The sequence below is a fragment of the Streptomyces sp. NPDC048507 genome (genome assembly GCF_043199995.1).
Lineage (GTDB): Bacteria > Actinomycetota > Actinomycetes > Streptomycetales > Streptomycetaceae > Streptomyces.
In genome coordinates this window covers 112,524-131,473 of sequence record NZ_JBICWZ010000007.1, presented here as the reverse complement: position 1 = coordinate 131,473, position 18,950 = coordinate 112,524, and the positions used below count along the sequence as shown (strand labels likewise).

Here is an 18,950-nt window from a genome sequence, read left to right as displayed (position 1 = left end):
TGCTCCGAAGGGGCCCGCACGCTCACCCGTGCGGGTCCCTTCTCGGTACGCCCCATTGACATGAGCACGGGCCGGTCGTGAGCCTTGCGTCCGCACGCTTTCGTGGCAGACGACGCCCAGGGGGGCACATGAGGCACCGCGCGAGATCGATCCTCGCCGCAAGCGCACTCGTCTTGGCAACCACACTCGCCGCGCTACCCGCGACGGCCCAGGCCCGGCCCGCGTCCGCCGCACCCGGCGCCGACGAAGTCCGCGTCTACGACGCCGACATCACGAAGGAACAGGTCCCGCTCGTCCTCGCCGCCGGCCAGGACGCCCACGAACTCGCCGAACGCGCCCCGCAGACCGGGACCGCCAAGGTCGAGCTGTTCCTCACCGGGGACCAGGCCGCCGCCCTCGCCGCCCGGGGCGTCAAGATCGCCGAGCGCAAGGTCACCGCTCCGGGCCTCGCCCGCGCCAAGGCCGCCGGGGACGGGGTCTTCCGCCCGTACAGCGGCAAGGGCGGGCTCCAGGAGGAGATCCTCGCCACCGCCCGGCAGAACCCCGGCCTCACCAAGGTCGTCTCCATCGGCAAGACCGTCCAGGGCAAGGACATCCTCGCCCTGAAGGTCACCAAGGACGCCAAGAAGTCGAAGGACGGCGACAAGCCGTCCGTGCTCTACATGTCCAACCAGCACGCCCGTGAGTGGATCACCCCCGAGATGACCCGGCGGCTGATGCACCACACCCTGGACAACTACGGCAAGGACCCGCGGATCACCCGGCTCGTGGACTCCACCGAGATGTGGTTCCTGCTCTCGGCCAACCCCGACGGCTACGACTACACCTTCACCGCCGACAGCGCCCGGCTGTGGCGCAAGAACCTGCGCGACAACAACGGCGACGGCAAGACCACCGCCGTGGACGGCGTCGACCTCAACCGGAACTTCGACTACAAGTGGGGTTACGACAACGAGGGTTCCTCGCCGAACCAGTCCAGCGAGACCTACCGCGGCCCCAAGGCCTCCTCCGAGCCCGAGACCAGGGCCCTGGACGCCTTCGAGAAGCGCATCGGCTTCCGGTACGCCATCAACTACCACTCCGCCTCCGAGCTGCTGCTCTACGGTGTGGGCTGGCAGGTGGCCACCCCGACCCCGGACGACGTCGCCTACAAGGCCCTCGCCGGCACCCCCGACAACCCCGCCGTCCCCGGCTACTACCCGCAGCTGTCCTCCGAGCTCTACACCACCAACGGCGAGGCCGACGGCCAGGCGGGCAACGCCAACGGCGTCATGATGTTCACGCCGGAGATGACCACCTGCCAGACGGCCTCCGCGATCGACCCGGACGACGCGTGGAAGCCCGAGGACTGCCCCTCCGGATTCAACTTCCCCGACGACGAGAACCTGATCCAGCAGGAGTTCGCGAAGAACGTGCCCTTCGCGCTGGCCGTCGGCGAGAGCGCCGCGCACCCGGACCGGCCCTCCTCCCCGGTCGGCCTGAGCGCCGCCGACTTCACCGTGGACCCCTTCACCACCTCCTACGTGGAGCGCGGCGAGGACCAGACGGTCTCCGTCACGGCCCGCAAGGCGCTGGCGGACAAGGCCCTCAATTTCCGCGTCAACGGCGGCCGCACGCACGACGACGCCCTCAAGGCCTGGAAGGGCGGTGACGTCTACGGCGGCGAGGACAACAACTGGTTCGACGAGTACCGCGCCAAGGTCGACGGCGCCAAGCCCGGCGACAAGGTCGAGGTCTGGTTCACCGGCCGCGACCGCTCCTCGGGCAAGCAGGTCTCCAGCGAGCACTTCACCTACACGGTGGCGCAGCGCCCGCACGCGGACGTCCTGGTGATCGCCGAGGAGGGTGCCAAGGCCCAGTACGCCCAGACCTACGTGGACGCGCTGCGCGCCAACGGAAGGTCCGCGGCCGTCTGGGACGTGGCCACCCAGGGCGCCCCGCACCACCTCGGGGTGCTCTCGCACTTCCGCACCGCCGTCCACTACACCGGGGCCAAGGCCCCCGGCGGCGACACCCAGCTGGCGGTGCGCGACTTCCTCAACGAGGGCGGCAAGCTCATCGAGGCCGGTGAGCTGGCGGGCGGCAACGCCAAGGTCGGCCGCGCCCTGACGGACGACTTCAGCCAGTACTACCTGGGTGCCTACGGGCGGGCGAGCGTCCCCGGCCCGACCGGCTTCACCGGAGCCGGCGCCCTCGCCGGGGCCCAGGGCGCCCTCGGCGGTGCGGCCGGCAACCCGCTGGACGCCCCCGGGGCCTACACCGTCACCTCCGACACCCTGGCGCCGGCGCAGTTCCCGCAGTTCAAGAGCGCGCAGGCGGGCCAGTACGCCGGAGTCGTCAACCCGTACGCCCCCTTCGCGGGCACCGGGATGGCGGCGGCCACCCATGACGACGACGACTGGAAGCGCCTCACGCGCACCGTGGACCTGACCCACGTCACCGCCGCGGACGCGCCGAAGCTCAAGACGGCCCTCAACTGGAACACCGAGGAGGGCTACGACCACGCCGTCCTGGAGGCCCGTACGGCCGGCGGCGAGGACTGGACCACACTTCCGGACTTGGGCGGGCTGAGCTCCAGCACAGTCCCGGCGGAGTGCGAGGCCGGATTCTTCGTCAACGACCACCCGTTCCTGCGCCACTACCTCACGCTCGACGGCGGCGGCTGCTCACCGAGCGGCACCAGCGGGAGCTGGAACAGCTTCACCGGCTCCTCCGGCGGCTGGAAGCAGGTCTCCTTCGACCTGAGCGCCTACGCGGGCAAGACCGTGGAGGTCTCCCTCTCCTACGTGACCGACCCGGGCTCGGGCGGCCGCGGCGTCTTCGCGGACGAGGCGCGGGTGTCGCTGGGCGGCGCCGACCAGGCCGTCGAGGGATTCGAGAGCTCGCTCGGCGCGTGGACCGCGCAGGCCGCACCTGCCGGAAGTCCCGATGTTCCGGGCGATTGGTCCAGGGCCGGCGAGCTGTTCAAGTCCTACGCGTCGGTGACTACGCGTGACACCGTCCTGCTCGGCTTCGGGCTGGAGCACCTGCCCACGGCGAAGGACCGCTCCGTACTCGTCGGTAAGGCGCTCCGGTCCCTGAGCCACTGACCTGCCGCCCCACCCCCGATCACGCTGGGTGACCGGGGCCAAGGTCCCGAGGTCCCGTGCCAGGGCGCCTGGTACAGGGCCTCGGGGCGTGTCCGGCCCCTGTCGATGTCACTCGCAAGCTCACGGAGAGGTAGGGTCGTAAGCGGTCGGGGACATCCCATACAGCTCGCCGGCGGACAGGCCGGCGCACCAACGAGGAGATCGGTTCGTGACGATCCGCGTAGGCATCAACGGTTTTGGCCGAATTGGCCGCAACTACTTCCGGGCGCTCCTGGAGCAGGGAGCGGACATCGAGATCGTCGGTGTCAACGACCTGACTGACAACGCCACCCTGGTGCACCTGCTCAAGTACGACACCATCCTGGGCCGCCTCAAGGCCGAGGTCTCCCACACCGCCGACACCATCACGGTGGGCGGCAACACCTTCAAGACCTTCGCCGAGCGCGACCCCGCGAACCTCCCCTGGGGCGAGCTGGGCGCCGACATCGTCATCGAGTCGACCGGCATCTTCACGAAGAAGGCCGACGCCGCGAAGCACATCGCCGCGGGCGCGAAGAAGGTCCTCATCTCGGCTCCGGCCAAGGACGAGGACATCACGATCGTGATGGGCGTCAACCAGGACAAGTACGACGCGGCCAACCACCACGTCATCTCCAACGCCTCCTGCACCACCAACTGCGTGGCGCCGATGGCCAAGGTTCTCCTGGAGAACTTCGGCATCGTCAAGGGCATGATGACCACGGTCCACGCGTACACGAACGACCAGCGCATCCTGGACTTCCCGCACTCGGACCTGCGCCGCGCCCGCGCCGCCGCCGAGAACATCATCCCGACGACCACCGGTGCCGCGAAGGCCACCGCCCTGGTCATCCCGGAGCTCGCGGGCAAGCTCGACGGCATCGCGATGCGCGTCCCGGTCCCCACCGGCTCCGTGACCGACCTGGTCATCGAGCTGGAGCGCGAGGTGACCAAGGACGAGGTCAACACCGCTTTCCAGAAGGCCGCCGAGGGCCAGCTCAAGGGCATCCTCGACTACACCGAGGACGCGATCGTCTCTTCCGACATCGTGAACTGGCCGGCGTCCTGCACCTTCGACTCCTCCCTGACCATGGTCCAGGGCAAGAGCGTCAAGGTCATCGGCTGGTACGACAACGAGTGGGGCTACTCCAACCGTCTCGTCGACCTCACCGTCTTCGTCGGCGGTCAGCTCTAAAAACGTAGGGCAAGGCACCATCATGTGAGCACAGGGTCCGGCAGCGCAACGATGCGCCGCACGGGCCCTGTCGCTTGCCTCGCCCTCCCTCCTCGCCCTTCGGGTGAAGCGCTCAAAGGAGTAGAAACACATGAAGACGATCGACGGACTTCTCGCTGAAGGCGTCCAGGGCAAGCGGGTCTTCGTCCGCGCCGACCTCAACGTGCCGCTGGACGGGGGCCGGATCACCGACGACGGCCGCATCCGTGCCGTCCAGCCCACCATCGCGAAGCTCGCCGAAGCGGGTGCCCGCGTGATCGTGGCCTCGCACCTGGGCCGCCCCAAGGGCGCCCCGGACCCGGCGTTCTCGCTCGCCCCGGCCGCCGCGCGGCTCGGCGAGCTGCTCGGCACGGAGGTGGCGTTCGCCACCGACACCGTCGGGACCTCCGCCAAGGAGACCGTCGCCGCCCTCGCCGACGGACAGGTCGCCGTCCTGGAGAACCTGCGCTTCAACGCCGGTGAGACCGCGAAGGACGACGCCGAGCGCGGCGCGTTCGCCGACCGGCTCGCCGAGCTCGCCGACGTCTACGTGGGCGACGGCTTCGGCGCCGTCCACCGCAAGCACGCCTCGGTCTTCGACCTCCCCGCGCGCCTCCCGCACGCGGCCGGCTACCTCATCGCCACCGAGGTCGGCGTCCTGAAGAAGCTCACCGCCGAGGTCAAGCGCCCGTACGTGGTCGTCCTGGGCGGCGCCAAGGTCTCCGACAAGCTCGCCGTCATCGACGAGCTCCTCGGCAAGGCCGACCGGCTGCTCATCGGCGGCGGCATGGCGTACACCTTCCTCAAGGCCAAGGGCTACGAGGTCGGCATCTCCCTGCTCCAGGAAGACCAGCTGGACAAGGTCACGGAGTACATGGAGCGCGCCGAGAAGAACGGCGTCGAGCTGGTCCTGCCGGTCGACGTCCTCGTCTCCGGTGACTTCCCCGACCTGAAGACCAAGGCTCCGGCCGACTTCGAGACCGTCGACGCGGACAAGATCCCCGCCGACCAGGAGGGCCTGGACATCGGCCCCCGTACGCGCGAGCTCTACGCTTCGAAGATCGCCGATGCCGAGACCGTCTTCTGGAACGGCCCGGTCGGAGTCTTCGAACACCCCGACTACGCGAACGGCACCAAGGCCGTCGCGCAGGCCCTCGTCGACAGCAGCGCCTTCACCGTCGTCGGCGGTGGCGACAGCGCGGCCGCGGTCCGCATCCTGGGCTTCGACGAGAACGCCTTCGGTCACATTTCCACCGGTGGTGGCGCCAGCCTCGAATACCTCGAGGGCAAGACGCTCCCCGGCCTCGCCGCCCTGGAGGGCTGAACCCTTATGTCTGCTGCTGCCAACGGCCGCACCCCGCTGATGGCGGGCAACTGGAAGATGAACCTCAACCACCTGGAGGCCATCGCCCACACCCAGAAGATCGCCTTCTCGCTCGCCGACAAGGACTACGACGCCGTCGACGTGACGGTGCTCCCGCCCTTCGTCGACCTGCGCTCGGTCCAGACCCTGGTCGACGCCGACAAGCTGAAGATCAAGTACGGCGCCCAGGACATCTCCGCGCACGACTCCGGCGCCTACACCGGCGAGATCTCCGGCCCGATGCTCGCCAAGCTCGGCTGCACGTTCGTGGCCGTCGGCCACAGCGAGCGCCGCCAGTACCACGGCGAGGACGACGCGGTCTGCAACGCCAAGGTCAAGGCGGCGTACAAGCACGGGATCACCCCGATCCTCTGCGTCGGCGAGGGCCTCGACGTCCGCAAGGCCGGCGAGCAGGTCGGGTACACGCTCAAGCAGGTCGACGGCGGCCTGGAAGGCGTTCCGGCCGAGCAGGCCGAGTCCATCGTGATCGCGTACGAGCCCGTCTGGGCGATCGGGACCGGCGAGGTCGCCACCCCCGAGGACGCGCAGGAGGTCTGCGGTGCGATCCGCGGCCGCCTCGCCGAGCTGTACTCGCAGGAGCTGGCCGACAAGGTCCGCATCCAGTACGGCGGCTCCGTCAAGTCCGGCAACATCGCCGCGATCATGGCGCAGCCCGACGTCGACGGCGCCCTGATCGGCGGCGCGGCGCTGGACGTGGACGAGTTCGTCAAGATCGTCCGCTTCCGCGACCAGTGACGCGACCAGTGAGTATGCGGTAGGGCGGATCCGTCGTACCCTTGCGGGGGCCAGGGGGCTGCGATCGGCAGCCGCTGGCCCCCGTGCGCGTTGGCGGCACCGGTCGCAGCACCGGGGGAAGCCCTGGAAAACCCGAATGCACTGAATGCCCAGAAAGTAGGAATCAGCCGTGATTATGGGGTTCTCGATCGCCCTGGTCGTCTTCAGCGCCCTGATGATGCTGCTCGTGCTGATGCACAAGGGCAAGGGCGGCGGCCTGTCCGACATGTTCGGCGGCGGCATGCAGTCCTCGGTCGGCGGTTCCTCCGTGGCAGAGCGCAACCTCGACCGCATCACCGTCGTGATCGGGCTCCTGTGGTTCGCCTGCATCGTGGTGCTCGGCCTGCTCACGAAGTCGGCGAGCTGACCGTTTCGGCCATTGTGCCGGTCCCGGCGGCTCCGCCCGGCCTATCATGAGGTCCGGCGTCCACGCCCGGAGCGAGTAACTCCGGTTACTGGACGTGCGTTGGGCCTTACGTAGACTGGGGCGCCCGCAGCGGACATCCCCCTCACGCTCCGCGGCACCATCACGCAGGGAGTTACGACCGTGGCAAGTGGCAACGCGATTCGTGGAAGTCGGGTCGGAGCCGGGCCGATGGGCGAGGCCGAACGCGGTGAATCCGCGCCCCGCCTGCGCATCTCCTTCTGGTGCTCGAACGGGCACGAGACGCAGCCGAGCTTCGCCAGCGACGCGACCGTGCCGGACACCTGGGACTGCCCGCGCTGCGGGTTCCCGGCCGGCCAGGACCGGGACAACCCGCCCGCGCCGCCGCGCACCGAGCCCTACAAGACGCACCTCGCCTACGTCCGCGAACGCCGCACCGACGCCGACGGCGAGGCGATCCTCGCCGAGGCCCTCGCCAAGCTGCGCGGCGAGATCTGAGACTCGGCGCCGGTCGGGGCCACCCTCAAGAGTGACTCGGGGCCCGGCCCGCGGGATGGCGAATCCCGCGGGCCGGGCCCCTTTTTGTCCGTTGTTCCCCCTCCGATCCCTTAGGTTTGGAGGCGGCGGGGCACGACAGGACGGAAGAAGTGGGTTGATGTCCGAGATGAACGCAGACAGCCGTACGAGGCTCAACCGGACGCCGCAGTGGAACGCGCTCGGCAAGCACCGCGAAGAGCTGGGGCAGACGCATCTGCGGGAGCTGTTCGAGGCGGACCCGGACCGCGGCACCGGGTACACCCTGCGGGTCGGGGACCTGCACATCGACTACGCGAAGCACCTCGTCACCGACGAGACGCTGACGCTGCTGCGCGAACTGGCCGCGGCGACCGGCGTGGCCGAACTGCGCGAGGCCATGTTCCGCGGCGAGAAGATCAACACGACGGAGGACCGGGCGGTCCTGCACACCGCGCTGCGCGCCCCGAAGGACGCGGTCGTCGAGGTCGACGGCGAGGACGTCGTCCCCGGGGTGCACGCGGTCCTCGACAAGATGGCCGCCTTCTCCGACCGCATCAGGTCGGGGGAGTGGACCGGCTCCACCGGCAAGCGGATCAAGAACGTCGTCAACATCGGCATCGGCGGCTCCGACCTGGGCCCGGCGATGGCGTACGACGCGCTGCGGGCCTTCTCCGACCGCGAACTGACGGTCCGTTTCGTATCCAACGTCGACGGCGCCGACCTGCACGAGGCCGTGCGCGACCTGGACGCGGCCGAGACGCTGTTCATCATCGCCTCGAAGACCTTCACCACCGTCGAGACCATCACCAACGCCACCTCGGCGCGCAACTGGCTGCTCGCGGAACTGAATGCCGGTCAAGAGGCGGTCGCCCGGCACTTCGTGGCACTGTCCACCAACGAGGAGAAGGTCTCCGACTTCGGCATCGACACGGCCAACATGTTCGAGTTCTGGGACTGGGTCGGCGGGCGCTACTCCTTCGACTCGGCCATCGGGCTCTCGCTGATGATCGCCATCGGCCCGGACGCCTTCCGCGAACTGCTGAGCGGCTTCCACCTGGTCGACGAGCACTTCCGCACGGCTCCGCCCGAGGAGAACGCACCGCTGCTGCTGGGCCTGTTGGGCGTCTGGTACGGGGCCTTCTTCGACGCGCAGTCGCACGCGGTGCTCCCGTACAGCCACTACCTCTCCCGCTTCACCGCCTACTTGCAGCAGCTGGACATGGAGTCCAACGGCAAGTCCGTGGACCGGCACGGAGACCCGGTGGACTGGCAGACCGGGCCGGTGGTGTGGGGCACGCCCGGCACCAACGGCCAGCACGCCTACTACCAGCTGATCCACCAGGGCACCAAGGTGATCCCGGCGGACTTCATCGGCTTCGCCCGGCCCGTCGCGGACCTGCTGCCGGGGCTGGTGCCCCAGCACGACCTGCTGATGGCCAACTTCTTCGCCCAGACGCAGGCCCTGGCCTTCGGCAAGACCGCCGACGAGGTCCGGGCGGAGGGCGTCGCCGAGGAGCTCGTCCCGCACAAGACCTTCCGGGGCAACCACCCGACGACGACGATCCTCGCCCGCGACCTGACCCCGTCGGTGCTGGGGCAGCTCATCGCCCTCTACGAGCACAAGGTGTTCGTCCAGGGCGCCGTGTGGAACATCGACTCCTTCGACCAGTGGGGCGTCGAGCTCGGCAAGGTCCTCGCCAAGCGGCTGGAGCCGGCCCTGACCGAGGGGGCGGCCGTGGCGGACCTCGACCCCTCGACGCGGGCGCTGGTGGCCACGTACCGGGAACTGCGCGGCCGCTGAGGCCGCCACCCGCGCGGCCCGGCTCCACCGCCGGACGCCCGAGGGCCCCGCACCGGCCGGTGCGGGGCCCTCGGGCCTTGCGGTGCGGTCAGGACCCCGGGGGGTACAGCCCGGCCGGCAGCTTGGCCGCGGCCGCGCGGTCCAGCAGCCACAGGGTGCGGCTGCGGCCGTGGACGGCCGCCGCCGGGGCCTGTACGCCGCCCGCGCCGCCGAGGGCCACGGCCACCGCGGCGGCCTTGTCCTCGCCCGCGGCCAGCAGCCACACCTCACGGGCCGCGCAGATCGCGGGGAGCGTCAGGGAAACGCGGGTCGGCGGCGGCTTCGGCGCGCCGTGCACCCCGACGACCGTGCGGTCGCTCTCGCGGGTCGCCGGATGCTCCGGGAACAGCGACGCCACGTGGGTGTCGGGGCCCACGCCCAGCATCAGCACGTCGAAGGTGGGGACCGGACCGTGGTCCTCGGGGCCCGCGGCCCGGGCCAGCTCGGCGGCGTAGGCGGCCGCGGCGGCGTCCACGTCCGCGCCGTACGGGCCGTCGGAGGCGGGCATCACGTGCACGCGCGCGGGATCCACCGGGACGGAGTCCAGCAGCGCCTCGCGGGCCTGTACGTGGTTGCGCTCGGGGTCGTCGGCGGGGACGTAGCGCTCGTCGCCCCACCACAGGTCGATGCGGGACCAGTCGACCGCGTCCCGGGCGGGGGCGGTGGCGAGGGCCGCGAGCAGCCCGTTGCCGTTGCGGCCGCCGGTCAGGACCACGGAGGCGCCGCCGCGGGCGGCCTGCGCGTCCACGATCTTCGTGATGAGCCGGGCAGCGGTGGCCTGGGCCATCAGCTCCTTGTCCCGGTGGACGACGACCTGGGGAGTCGTCATACCCATGTGCTGCCGCCTTCTTGGTAGTTCGGGGGAGTACGGTGCCGGCGGCCCGGTCCCGGGCACCACCGCGCGGAGCCGTTCCCCCTCGCCGGGGGCGGCTCCGCGCGATGGACCGCCGGTTACTTGGCCGCAGCCTTCTTCGCCGCCGGCTTGGCGGCCGGCTTCGGGGTCTGGTCCCCGTCCCCGGCGGAGGCCGGGGCTTCCTTGGCCGCGGTCGCCTTGGAAGGGGCGCCCTTGGCCGGGGCGGACGTGCCGCCCGGGGCCGGCGGGCCGGCTTCCAGGCGGGCCACGCCGAACTTCAGCGAGGCCTCGTAGGTGCTGTCCGGGTCCAGCCGGCGCAGCTCCTCCGCCAGCAGCTCGGCCGTGTCGCGGCGCTTGAGCGCCACCGCACGGTCGGGCTGGCCCGGCATGCACAGCGTCGCCAGCGCGCCGTCCGCCCGGTCCAGGACGATCGAGCCGTCCTTGGTCTCCAGCCGTACGGCGGTCAGCCCCGGACCGCCGGAGAGGGCGCGGTGGACCGGGACCCCGAGACGGTCCGCCAGCCACATGGCCAGCAGCTCGCAGCTCGGGTTCTCGTCCTCGCCCTCGACGGTCGCCGAGTCGACCGACAGGCTCTGCTGGTCCAGCGCGGCGGCCAGCATGGAGCGCCACGGGGTGATCCGGGTCCAGGACAGGTCCGTGTCGCCCGGGGCGTACGCCTGCGCCCGGCCGCCGAGCGCCTCGATCGGGTGCTCGGAGGAGTAGGTGTCCGTGATCCGGCGCTGTCCCAGCGCGCCCAGCGGGTCGCCCGCCAGGTCGGCGGGAGCGCCTTCCGGCCACCAGACGACCACGGGGGCGTCGGGCAGGAGGAGGGGGAGCACCACCGACTGGGCGTGGTCGACCAGTTCGCCGTGCAGGCGGAGCACGACCGTCTCACCGCTGCCGGCGTCCGCCCCGACGCGGACTTCCGCGTCGAGCCGGGCTTCACGGCGGCTGCGGGGGGAACGGCTGACCCGCTTGACCACGACGACGATCCGCGAGGGGTGTTCGTGGGAGGCGTCGTTCGCCGACTTGAGCGCGTCGTACGCGTTCTCCTCGTCGGTCACGATCACCAGCGTGAGGACCATGCCGATGGCCGGCGTGCCGATGTCCCGGCGCGCCTGCACCAACGCGGCGTTGATCTTGCTGGAGGTGGTCTCCGTGAGGTCGATCTTCATGGCCGGCGCCAGCTCCGTCCGTCTCGTGCGAGCATCTCGTCCGCCTCGACCGGTCCCCAGGTGCCCGCCGGGTACTGCGCGGGCTTGCCGTGCTTGTCCCAGTACTGCTCGATCGGGTCGAGGATGTTCCAGGAGAGCTCGACCTCCTGGTGGCGCGGGAAGAGGTTCGCGTCACCCAGCAGGACGTCGAGGATCAGCCGCTCGTAGGCCTCGGGGCTGGACTCGGTGAAGGACTCGCCGTAGGCGAAGTCCATCGTCACGTCCCGCACCTCCATGGAGGTGCCCGGCACCTTGGAGCCGAAGCGGACCGTGATGCCCTCGTCCGGCTGCACCCGGATGACCAGGGCGTTCTGCCCCAGCTCCTCGGTCGCGCCCGATTCGAACGGCAGGTACGGCGCCCGCTTGAAGACCACCGCGATCTCGGTCACCCGGCGGCCCAGGCGCTTGCCCGTGCGCAGGTAGAACGGGACGCCCGCCCAGCGGCGGTTGTTGATCTCCAGCCGGATGGCCGCGTAGGTGTCGGTCTTCGACTTGGGGTCGATGCCGTCCTCTTCGAGGTACCCGACGACCTTCTCGCCGCCCTGCCAGGCCGCCGAGTACTGGCCGCGCACCGTGTGCTTGCCCAGGTCCTCGGGCAGCTCCACGGCGGTCAGCACCTTGAGCTTCTCGGCCACCAGCGCCTTGGGGTGGAAGGAGCCGGGCTCCTCCATCGCGGTCAGCGCCAGCAGCTGGAGCAGGTGGTTCTGGATCACGTCACGGGCCGCGCCGATGCCGTCGTAGTAACCGGCCCGGCCGCCGATGCCGATGTCCTCCGCCATGGTGATCTGCACGTGGTCGACGTACGACCGGTTCCAGATCGGCTCGAACATGGTGTTGGCGAAGCGGAGCGCCAGGATGTTCTGGACGGTCTCCTTGCCGAGGTAGTGGTCGATCCGGAAGACCTCGTCACGGGGGAAGACCTCGTGGACGACCTTGTTGAGCTCTTCCGCGCTCTTGAGGTCGTGGCCGAAGGGCTTCTCGATGACGGCGCGCCGCCAGGAGCCCTCCTTCTGGGCCAGACCGTGGTCCTTGAGCTGCTGGACCACCTTGGGGAAGAACTTCGGCGGGACCGACAGGTAGAAGGCGAAGTTGCCGCCCGTGCCCTGGGCCTTGTCGAGTTCCTCGATCGTCGCCTTGAGCGTCTCGAAGGCGGCGTCGTCGTCGAAGTCGCCCTGGACGAAGCGGCAGCCCTGCACCAGCTGCTGCCAGACCTCTTCGCGGAAGGGGGTGCGCGAGTGCTGCTGGACGGCGTCGTGCACCTCCTGGGCGAAGTCCTCGTCCTGCCACTCGCGGCGGGCGAAGCCGATCAGGGAGAAGCCCGGCGGCAGCAGACCGCGGTTCGCCAGGTCGTAGATGGCGGGCATGAGCTTCTTGCGGGACAGGTCACCCGTAACGCCGAAAATGACCAGGCCGGACGGCCCCGCGATGCGCGGGAGCCGTCGGTCCTGTGCGTCACGAAGCGGGTTCGCTCCGTTTGCTGACAAAATACTCAGTCCTCCGCGGGGGCGAGGCGCTTGAGCTCCGCCTCGGTCGACTTCAGCAGGTCGTTCCAAGAGGCCTCGAACTTCTCGACCCCTTCGTCTTCGAGCAGCTGCACCACATCGTCGTACGAGATGCCCAGCTTCGCGACCGCGTCGAGCTCGGCGCGGGCCTGCTCGTACGTGCCGCGGATGGTGTCCCCGGTGACCTCGCCGTGGTCGGCGGTGGCCTCCAGGGTGGCCTCGGGCATGGTGTTGACGGTGCCGGGGGCGACCAGGTCCACCACGTACAGGGTGTCCTTGTACGCCGGGTCCTTCACGCCGGTCGAGGCCCACAGCGGGCGCTGCTTGTTGGCCTGCGCCTTGTCCAGGGCGGACCAGCGCTCGCCGCCGAAGACCTCTTCGAAGGCCTCGTAGGCCAGACGGGCGTTGGCGAGGGCCGCCTTGCCCTTCAGGGCCTTCGCCTCGTCGGTCCCGATGCCGTCGAGGCGCTTGTCGATCTCGCTGTCCACGCGGGACACGAAGAAGGAGGCGACCGAGTGGATCTTGGAGAGGTCCAGGCCGGCGGCCTTCGCCTTCTCCAGGCCCGCCAGGTACGCGTCCATGACCGCGCGGTAGCGCTCCAGCGAGAAGATCAGCGTCACGTTGACGCTGATGCCCTTGCCGATGACCTCGGTGATCGCCGGCAGGCCGGCCTCGGTCGCCGGGATCTTGATCAGGGTGTTCGGGCGGTCCACGAGCCAGGCCAGCTGCTTGGCCTCGGCGATGGTCGCCGTCGTCTCGTGGGCCAGACGCGGGTCGACCTCGATCGACACGCGGCCGTCCTGGCCCTCGGTCGAGTCGTAGACCGGGCGCAGGATGTCGGCGGCGTCCCGGACGTCCGCCGTGGTGATCATGCGGATCGCCTCGTCGACGGTGACCTTGCGGGCGGCGAGGTCGGTGAGCTGCTGCTCGTAGCCGTCGCCGCTGCTGATCGCCTTCTGGAAGATCGACGGGTTGGTGGTGACGCCGACCACGTGCTGCTGGTCGATGAGCTCGGCGAGGTTGCCCGACGTGATGCGCTTGCGGGACAGGTCGTCCAGCCAGATCGCCACGCCCTCGTCGGAGAGGCGCTTGAGTGCGTCTGTCATGGGAATTGCATCTCCTACTGGTTCTGGTACCGGTCTCAGCGCGCGGCGGCGGTGATGGAGGCCTTGGCGGCTGCGGTCACGGCTTCGGCGGTGAGGCCGAACTCGCGGAACAGGACGGCGCCGTCGGCGGAGGCACCGAAGTGCTCCAGCGAGACGATCTTGCCCGCGTCCCCGACGTAACGGTGCCAGGTCAGGCCGATGCCGGCCTCGACCGCGACTCGCGCCCGGACGGAGGGGGGCAGCACGCTGTCCTTGTACTCCTGGTCCTGCTCCTCGAACCACTCGACGCACGGCATCGAGACCACGCGGGCCGGGACGCCCTCGGCCTGCAGCGCCTCGCGCGCGGCGACGGCGAGCTGGACCTCGGAACCGGTGCCGATGAGCACGACCTGCGCGGGGCCGCCCTCGGCCTCGAAGAGCACGTACCCGCCCTTGGCGGCGTCCTCGTTGCGGTCGTACGTCGGCACGCCCTGGCGGGTGAGCGCCATGCCGTGCGGGGCGCCCTTGCCGAACACCTTGGTGTGGCGGCGCAGCACCTCGCGCCAGGCGATGGCGGTCTCGTTGGCGTCGGCCGGACGGATCACGTTCAGACCCGGGATGGCGCGCAGCGAGGCGACGTGCTCGACGGGCTGGTGGGTCGGACCGTCCTCGCCCAGGCCGATGGAGTCGTGCGTCCACACGTACGTCACCGGCAGGTGCATCAGGGAGGACAGGCGCACGGCGTTGCGCATGTAGTCGGAGAACACCAGGAAGGTGCCGCCGTAGATGCGCGTGTGGCCGTGCAGCGCGATGCCGTTCATGGCGGCGGCCATGGCGTGCTCGCGGATGCCGAAGTGGATGGTGCGGCCGTACGGGTCGGCCTCCGGCAGCGGGTTGCCCACCGGCAGGAACGAGGAGTTCTTGTCGATGGTGGTGTTGTTGGAGCCGGCCAGGTCGGCCGAGCCGCCCCACAGCTCCGGGATGATCGCGCCGAGCGCTTCGAGGACCTTGCCGGAGGCGGCGCGGGTGGCGACGCCCTTGCCGGTCTCGAAGACGGGGAGCGCGTCCTCCCAGCCCGCGGGCAGCTCGTTGGCGTTGATGCGGTCGAAGGAGGCCGCGCGCTCGGGGTTGGCGGTGCGCCAGGCGGAGAAGTCCTTCTCCCAGGCGGCACGGGCCTCGCGGCCGCGGTCCACGGCCCGGCGGGTGTGGGCGACGACCTCGTCGGAGACCTCGAAGGTCTGCTCCGGGTCGAAGCCGAGCACGCGCTTGGTCGCGGCGACCTCGTCCTTGCCGAGCGCCGAGCCGTGGGCGGCCTCGGTGCCCTGGGCGTGCGGGGCCGGCCAGGCGATGATCGAGCGGGTGGCGATGAAGGAGGGGCGCTCCGTCTCGGCCTTGGCGGCCTCGAAGGCGGCGTAGAGCGCCTTCGGGTCGAGGTCGCCGTTGGCCTGCGGGGCCACGCGCTGGACGTGCCAGCCGTACGCCTCGTAGCGCTTGAGGGTGTCCTCGGAGACGGCCGTCTCGGTGTCGCCCTCGATGGAGATGTGGTTGTCGTCCCACAGCAGCACGAGGTTGCCGAGCTTCTGGTGGCCGGCCAGCGCGGACGCCTCGTGGGAGATGCCCTCCTGGAGGCAGCCGTCGCCCGCGATCGCGTAGACCATGTGGTCGAACGGGGAGGTGCCGGTGGCCGCCTCCGGGTCGAACAGGCCGCGCTCGTAGCGGGAGGCCATGGCCATGCCCACCGCGTTGGCCACGCCCTGGCCCAGCGGGCCGGTGGTGGTCTCGACGCCGGTGGTGTGGCCGTACTCCGGGTGTCCGGGAGTCTTGGAACCCCAGGTGCGGAAGGCCTTGAGGTCGTCCAGCTCCAGGCCGAAGCCGGCCAGGTAGAGCTGGGTGTAGAGGGTCAGGGACGAGTGCCCCGCGGAGAGCACGAAGCGGTCACGGCCGACCCACTCGGGGTCGGACGGGTCGTGCCGCATGACCTTCTGGAAAAGGGTGTACGCGGCGGGGGCCAGGCTCATCGCCGTACCGGGGTGGCCGTTCCCGACCTTCTGGACCGCGTCGGCGGCCAGGATGCGGGCGGTGTCGACGGCCCGCTGGTCCAGTTCGGTCCACTCGAGCTCTGTGGTGGTCGGCTTGGTGCTCACCGTTGGTCAGGGCTCCTCTCCACATGTTGTATTCCCGGTGACGAACGACGCACCGGCGCGATTCCGAGCCTACCCCCGCCGGGGCGTGCGGCTATTCGAGTGCCGGTGGTGCGTCGCCGGGTCGCCGCCGGGTGTTCATCCGGTGTCCGCGCCCGGTGTCCGGTCCGGCGCCCCCCCGTCCGGCGCCCCGCCGTCCGGTCCGATCGGCCCAACACGAGACGACCCCCGCGCGGGGCGACGGAAGTGCAACGTCTAGAGTGGCGTGGTACGCGCAAGCCTTTACCGGGCCTTCATGTCCTGAAGGGTCCGAGTCGGAGCTTGCTGGATTCTCTCTCAGGGGTGTGCGTGACGGCCGTCGAATCCCGTCCAGCGGGGGTGCTCGGGACGAGCCCCGGTCACCGGCCGTTCGGGGCCCGGGTCATGGCTTTCGTGGCATTGACCAAGCCGCGGATCATCGAACTTCTGCTGATCACCACAGTGCCGGTGATGTTCCTGGCCGAGCAGGGGGTGCCCTCGCTGTGGCTGGTGCTCGCCACCTGCTTCGGCGGGTACCTGTCAGCGGGCGGCGCCAACGCGCTGAACATGTACATCGACCGCGACATCGACGCGCTGATGGACCGGACGGCCCAGCGGCCGCTCGTGACCGGCATGGTCAGCCCGCGCGAATGCCTGGTCTTCGGCATCACCCTCGGGGTGGCCTCCACCCTGTTCTTCGGGCTGCTGATCAACTGGCTGTCGGCCGCGCTCGCGCTGGGCGCGCTCCTCTTCTACGTCGTCGTCTACACGATGCTGCTGAAGCGGCGCACGGCGCAGAACATCGTCTGGGGCGGGATCGCCGGCTGCATGCCCGTCCTGATCGGCTGGTCGGCCGTCAAGAACGAGGTCTCCTGGGCCGCGGTCATCCTCTTCCTCGTCATCTTCTTCTGGACGCCGCCGCACTACTGGCCGCTGTCCATGAAGGTGAAGGACGACTACGCGCGCGTCGGCGTGCCGATGCTGCCGGTCGTGGCGGGCAACAAGGCCGTCGCCAAGCAGATCGTCCTCTACAGCTGGGTGATGGTCGCCGTCTCGCTGCTGCTCACCCCGCTGGGGTACACCGGCTGGTTCTACACCTCGGTGGCGCTGCTGGCCGGTGGCTGGTGGCTGTGGGAGGCGCACGCGCTGAACGCCCGGGCCAAGTCCGGGGTGACCGGCGCGAAGCTGAAGGAGATGCGGCTGTTCCACTGGTCCATCACCTACGTCTCGCTCCTCTTCGTGGCCGTCGCCGTGGATCCCTTCCTCCGCTGATTACTCGCCGGTAGCATGCTCTGCATGGGAGAGACCACGCAGAGCACGCAGGCCGCGGACAGCGCGGACAGGAAGCAGAGCCGCACGGCGGCGAAGCTGGCCCGGCAGATCGGTGCCTTCGCCAAGCTGCACGGCGGCGCCGAGGGCCACCTCGCCCACATCGGCCAGGCCGGCACGCGCATCGTGCTGGTCGGCGGCGACGGCGGCTGGGGCGACCTGGTGGCCCCGACCCACGCCGTCGCGCGGCTCGCGGCCGAGAAGGCCGGGCTGACCCTCCAGGATGAGTTCGACGGAGAGTTCGCCGCCCGCGTCCGCACCGGCCCGTACGAGTGGACGCGGATGGCCGGCATCCAGCTCGGCGGCCCCGCCAACCCGGCGGCCTGAGCCCGCGCGGTTCCCCGGGCACTCGGTCAACAGCGCGAGCAACACTTCATACCCCGCTCACCCGTTAGGACGTGTGGAAGCCCCTTCCTCACGTCCGCAAACGGGATGCCCGGATGATCGAAACGCCGCCCCTGGTGGACCAGCACTGCCACGGAGTGCTCCGCACGGAGCTGGGCCTCGCCACCTTCGAGGCCCAGCTGACCGACTCGGCCGGCCCGCCCGCCGCCGGCACCACCTTCTTCGACACCCAGACCGGCTTCGCCGTGCGCCGCTGGTGTCCGCCCCTGCTCGGGCTGGAGCCGCACTGCGCGCCCGCCCGCTACCTGGCCCGGCGCCGCGAGCTCGGGGTCGCGGAGACCGGGCGGCTGCTGCTGGGGGGCTCGGGAGTGGGCGCGTACCTCGTCGACACGGGCGTGGGCGCCGGAGCCGGCACGGCCGGCGCGGCCGCCGGGGACCGGGGCGCGGGGGACCTGGGCGGCCCCGAGGAGCTGGGCCGGGCCGGGAGTGCCCGGGCCTACGAGGTGGCCCGGCTGGAGCTGCTCGCCGAGCAGGCCGCCGACACCTCCGGGACGGTCGCCGCCTTCCTGGCCAACCTCGGCGGAGCCGTCCACCACGCCGCCGCCTGCGCCGTCGCCTTCGGCTGCGGGGCCGCCACCGGGTACGCCCGGGCCCTGGAGGGCGATGCCGGGCCGCCGGGGCCCGGAGAGGTGCGCGGGGCGGCCGGGCGCTGGCTCGCCGGGCGGGGCAGGGGGGAGCCCTTGCGGGATCCGGTGCTCCTGCGGCACCTGCTGTGGAGCGCGGTGACCACCGGGCTGCCGCTCCAGCTGCACACCGCCGCCCGCGAGCCGGGGCCGCTCGCCGGGTTCGTCCGGGCCACCGCCGGGCTCGGGGCGCCGCTGGTGCTGCTCGGCGGCTACCCGCACCACCGGCACACGGCCCGGCTGGCGGCGGCGTACCCGCACGTCCACGCCGATCTGGGCCCCGCGCTCGCGGCGACGGGGGCCCGGGCGGCCGCCGTCCTGGCCGAACTGCTGGAACTCGCGCCCTTCGGGAAGCTGCTGTTCTCCAGTGGCGGCGGGCGCCTGCCGGAGCTGCACGCCGTCGGCGCCCTGGTGTTCCGGGAGGCGCTCGGCCGGGTGCTGGGCGGCTGGGTCAACGACGGGGCCTGGTCCTGGCGGGACGCGGACCGGGTCGCGGCGATGCTCGCGGCCGGCAACGCCCGGCGCGTCTACCGCCTGGACGAACGGGGCTGAGCGGTGCCG

Annotated in this window: 15 protein-coding genes; 10 read left to right on the top strand and 5 right to left on the bottom strand. The window is 70.9% G+C overall.

Annotated elements, in window-relative coordinates; translation table 11 throughout:
- The first annotated feature begins 128 nt into the window (after positions 1-128).
- The 7 genes from ACGFXC_RS20825 (at position 129) to pgi (ending at position 9,180) form a co-directional block, all read left to right on the top strand.
- A complete protein-coding gene (locus tag ACGFXC_RS20825; RefSeq protein ID WP_393714817.1) occupies positions 129-3,089 on the top strand; it encodes a M14 family zinc carboxypeptidase in 2,961 nt (986 codons plus the stop codon).
- Between the two features lie 208 nt (positions 3,090-3,297).
- A complete protein-coding gene (gap, locus tag ACGFXC_RS20820; RefSeq protein WP_351816461.1) occupies positions 3,298-4,302 on the top strand; it encodes a type I glyceraldehyde-3-phosphate dehydrogenase in 1,005 nt (334 codons plus the stop codon).
- A 130-nt stretch (positions 4,303-4,432) separates the two neighbouring features.
- Positions 4,433-5,644, top strand: a complete 1,212-nt coding sequence (locus ACGFXC_RS20815; protein WP_393714815.1) for a phosphoglycerate kinase — start codon at positions 4,433-4,435, stop codon at positions 5,642-5,644.
- A gap of 6 nt (positions 5,645-5,650) precedes the next feature.
- A complete protein-coding gene (gene tpiA / locus ACGFXC_RS20810) occupies positions 5,651-6,439 on the top strand; it encodes a triose-phosphate isomerase (protein ID WP_393714813.1) in 789 nt (262 codons plus the stop codon).
- A 175-nt stretch (positions 6,440-6,614) separates the two neighbouring features.
- Positions 6,615-6,845: a preprotein translocase subunit SecG gene (gene secG / locus ACGFXC_RS20805; RefSeq protein ID WP_393715345.1), complete on the top strand. Its 231-nt coding sequence runs from the start codon at positions 6,615-6,617 to the stop codon at positions 6,843-6,845.
- 180 nt (positions 6,846-7,025) lie between these two features.
- Positions 7,026-7,361, top strand: a complete 336-nt coding sequence (locus ACGFXC_RS20800) for an RNA polymerase-binding protein RbpA (protein ID WP_078950560.1) — start codon at positions 7,026-7,028, stop codon at positions 7,359-7,361.
- Positions 7,362-7,527: 166 nt separating this feature from the next.
- Positions 7,528-9,180 carry a glucose-6-phosphate isomerase gene (pgi, locus tag ACGFXC_RS20795; RefSeq protein WP_393715343.1) on the top strand — a complete coding sequence of 551 codons (1,653 nt, stop codon included), beginning with the start codon at positions 7,528-7,530 and terminating at the stop codon, positions 9,178-9,180.
- 88 nt (positions 9,181-9,268) lie between these two features.
- Here the strand turns inward: pgi and pgl are convergent, their stop codons facing one another.
- From pgl to tkt, 5 genes are all read right to left on the bottom strand, one after another.
- The gene (gene pgl, locus ACGFXC_RS20790) at positions 9,269-10,048 is read right to left on the bottom strand and encodes a 6-phosphogluconolactonase (protein ID WP_393714811.1); all 780 of its coding nucleotides are present in this window, start codon (positions 10,046-10,048) and stop codon (positions 9,269-9,271) included.
- 122 nt (positions 10,049-10,170) lie between these two features.
- Positions 10,171-11,247: a glucose-6-phosphate dehydrogenase assembly protein OpcA gene (opcA, locus tag ACGFXC_RS20785; protein ID WP_393714809.1), complete on the bottom strand. Its 1,077-nt coding sequence runs from the start codon at positions 11,245-11,247 to the stop codon at positions 10,171-10,173.
- Complete coding sequence (gene zwf, locus ACGFXC_RS20780) at positions 11,244-12,773, bottom strand: glucose-6-phosphate dehydrogenase (protein ID WP_362131325.1); 1,530 nt, start codon at positions 12,771-12,773, stop codon at positions 11,244-11,246. The genes opcA and zwf overlap by 4 nt, the downstream gene beginning before the upstream one ends.
- Before the next feature lie 2 nt (positions 12,774-12,775).
- The gene (gene tal, locus ACGFXC_RS20775; protein WP_393714807.1) at positions 12,776-13,894 is read right to left on the bottom strand and encodes a transaldolase; all 1,119 of its coding nucleotides are present in this window, start codon (positions 13,892-13,894) and stop codon (positions 12,776-12,778) included.
- Between the two features lie 35 nt (positions 13,895-13,929).
- Positions 13,930-16,017, bottom strand: a complete 2,088-nt coding sequence (gene tkt, locus ACGFXC_RS20770) for a transketolase (protein ID WP_393714805.1) — start codon at positions 16,015-16,017, stop codon at positions 13,930-13,932.
- A gap of 345 nt (positions 16,018-16,362) precedes the next feature.
- Between tkt and ACGFXC_RS20765 the strand changes: the two genes are divergently transcribed.
- From ACGFXC_RS20765 to ACGFXC_RS20755, 3 genes are all read left to right on the top strand, one after another.
- On the top strand, positions 16,363-17,304 hold the full coding sequence (locus tag ACGFXC_RS20765) for a heme o synthase (protein WP_393714803.1): 942 nt from the start codon (positions 16,363-16,365) through the stop codon (positions 17,302-17,304).
- Between the two features lie 24 nt (positions 17,305-17,328).
- Positions 17,329-17,688 (top strand): hypothetical protein, encoded by a 360-nt coding sequence (locus ACGFXC_RS20760; protein ID WP_393714801.1) that lies wholly within the window; start codon positions 17,329-17,331, stop codon positions 17,686-17,688.
- A gap of 113 nt (positions 17,689-17,801) precedes the next feature.
- Positions 17,802-18,941 carry an amidohydrolase family protein gene (locus ACGFXC_RS20755; RefSeq protein WP_393714800.1) on the top strand — a complete coding sequence of 380 codons (1,140 nt, stop codon included), beginning with the start codon at positions 17,802-17,804 and terminating at the stop codon, positions 18,939-18,941.
- Positions 18,942-18,950: the final 9 nt, after the last annotated feature.

Excerpts from the sequence above, each read along its gene's own strand:
- ACGFXC_RS20825 (WP_393714817.1), top strand. The coding sequence starts at position 129 with ATGAGGCACCGCGCGAGATCGATCCTCGCCGCAAGCGCACTCGTCTTG.
- ACGFXC_RS20815 (WP_393714815.1), top strand. The coding sequence starts at position 4,433 with ATGAAGACGATCGACGGACTTCTCGCTGAAGGCGTCCAGGGCAAGCGG.
- tpiA (WP_393714813.1), top strand. The coding sequence starts at position 5,651 with ATGTCTGCTGCTGCCAACGGCCGCACCCCGCTGATGGCGGGCAACTGG.
- secG (WP_393715345.1), top strand. The coding sequence starts at position 6,615 with ATGGGGTTCTCGATCGCCCTGGTCGTCTTCAGCGCCCTGATGATGCTG.
- pgi (WP_393715343.1), top strand. The coding sequence starts at position 7,528 with ATGAACGCAGACAGCCGTACGAGGCTCAACCGGACGCCGCAGTGGAAC.
- pgl (WP_393714811.1), bottom strand. The coding sequence starts at position 10,048 with ATGACGACTCCCCAGGTCGTCGTCCACCGGGACAAGGAGCTGATGGCC.
- opcA (WP_393714809.1), bottom strand. The coding sequence starts at position 11,247 with ATGAAGATCGACCTCACGGAGACCACCTCCAGCAAGATCAACGCCGCG.
- tal (WP_393714807.1), bottom strand. The coding sequence starts at position 13,894 with ATGACAGACGCACTCAAGCGCCTCTCCGACGAGGGCGTGGCGATCTGG.
- ACGFXC_RS20760 (WP_393714801.1), top strand. The coding sequence starts at position 17,329 with ATGGGAGAGACCACGCAGAGCACGCAGGCCGCGGACAGCGCGGACAGG.
- ACGFXC_RS20755 (WP_393714800.1), top strand. The coding sequence starts at position 17,802 with ATGATCGAAACGCCGCCCCTGGTGGACCAGCACTGCCACGGAGTGCTC.